Raw genomic sequence first — 1749 nt, 5'->3', positions numbered from 1 at the left:
GTATATGATTGCTCCAAACCTTTCTGCCCATTCAACCTGGGTCGAATAATAATGCGGATGGGATAATGCAATTGCATCGATTCCTCCTAGAGCCTGTATTTCTTTTTCAGTTTGTTCGTCCAGATAGGTGATGCAGTCCCACAATAGATTAAATCCTCGATTTTGGACGAGGTAAGCTGTCTGTCCGATTGCATAGCTTGGAGTAGTAGTGATGCTGTACAGACCAGGCTCTTCAGTGAAAATAGTATTTCTGTAATCCCCTGAATCAATAAGTGTTTCAATCGTTGTCCAAGACTGTCCGTCTGGATGGATGTACTGTCTTTCGTCAGCGCAAATCAAACAGGTATCGGGTGCACTAGTTGATTTTGTATATTGGACACCGCAAGTATTGCAGATAAAATGGGTCATTTTGAACACCTTCCTCAGATTTTTCTTATCTTCATTTTATGAAAATCAAAAAGAATTCACTTCGGCTGTTTGGTGTAACTTATCTACTACTTTTGGCTGAGAAGTGCTTTTTATAATTCATCATCCATCAATGCTCCCCAACTAATATATTCGATGATCTTCTTGGCCTCAGTAACAGCTCTTTCCCTGCCATATTGCGACAAGAACCAATTATCCTTACATGTGTTTTGGTCATCTGCCGGGCAGAGTGTAAGGTTAATCCAATCAGGCATATAAGTCTTAAAGGTTAGATAAGTTCTTCGAATATGATAACTACTAGTAACTATCAGCAGGCGCTTGATTTTATGCAGCGGGCACCATCGGTCTAGAACCAGTAGAGATGCGAGGACATTTTCTTTCGTGTTTTTAGAAGCATCCTCAACTAAGATGTTATCCTCGGGAATCCCAAATTCGTTGGCCTTATTTTTTAGTAAAGCAGCTTCCGTCATGTTATTGCCAGGCCAAGTAACACCTCCAGAAAAAAGAATCTTGTCTGCACGACCTGCTTTATATAATTTAAGTGCCACGGGCAGTCTGTATACAATTGCTTTACTGCTGCCTAACACGACAATACAATCCCCTGACTGTTGATCATCTTGAAATTCGCCGAATAAGAGCTTTGTGATCTGTTCATCTGAAAGTGTATTTGGATTTAAATCTGAAATTTTCATATTATTTGCCTCTTTTCTAAAAATCAAAAATTGGAAATTCATGTTAGAATATAAGAAAATTATGAACCCGGAGAGATCATTTATGTATGAATTGTTTTTATATAATTGGCAAGTAAGAGATGATTGGTTTAGATGGTGTGAAGATTTAACGGATGATGAGCTTACAAAACATCGTGTTGGCGGCATGGGTAGTATATTGAAAACCTTATTCCATGTTATTGATTGTGAACAATTATGGATTAATCAAATGCTCGGCAACCCTGTGATTGAAAGAGATATTAATGCCATATGTAGTCTTGATAAGGTAAAAGAGTTCTCAAGGATAACAAAAGAAATGACGAACGAATTTATTAAAGATTGGACAGTACAAAAGGATACTAAAAATCTGGAGATAACCAGCAAGAATGGACGCACATTTACTTTTCCTTATCCAAAGTTGTTGAACCATATCATTTCTCATGAAATTCACCATATTGGCCAACTATCCATATGGGCGAGAGAACTTGATAAAAAACCAGTTAATTGTGATTTACTCATTAGAGAATTTCATTAGACCTCTTCACAGCTGAAGAGGTTTTTTAATTTTTTCTTATACGCGTCCTAATCCCTTCTTTTTCCAAATATTAATATT

Annotated in this window: 2 protein-coding genes and 1 pseudogene; 1 reads left to right on the top strand and 2 read right to left on the bottom strand. The window is 37.2% G+C overall.

The genetic code is table 11. From position 1 onward, the window contains the following. Both WB217_RS05925 and WB217_RS05920 read right to left on the bottom strand, forming a co-directional pair. Nucleotides 1-408, bottom strand: a pseudogene (locus WB217_RS05925) (hypothetical protein); the annotation flags it as partial. A gap of 110 nt (nt 409-518) precedes the next feature. Further along, nucleotides 519-1118, bottom strand: coding sequence for a YdcF family protein (locus WB217_RS05920; protein WP_423991570.1), 600 nt, complete (start codon nt 1116-1118; stop codon nt 519-521). Between the two features lie 82 nt (nt 1119-1200). Between WB217_RS05920 and WB217_RS05915 the strand changes: the two genes are divergently transcribed. After that, nucleotides 1201-1671 carry a DinB family protein gene (locus WB217_RS05915; protein ID WP_423991568.1) on the top strand — a complete coding sequence of 157 codons (471 nt, stop codon included), beginning with the start codon at nt 1201-1203 and terminating at the stop codon, nt 1669-1671. The last annotated feature ends 78 nt before the right edge of the window (nt 1672-1749 follow it).

Origin of the sequence: Mesobacillus sp. (assembly GCF_049588175.1) — a bacterium.
Lineage (GTDB): Bacteria > Bacillota > Bacilli > Bacillales > Cytobacillaceae > Mesobacillus.
This window is presented reverse-complemented; position numbering and strand designations above follow the sequence as displayed.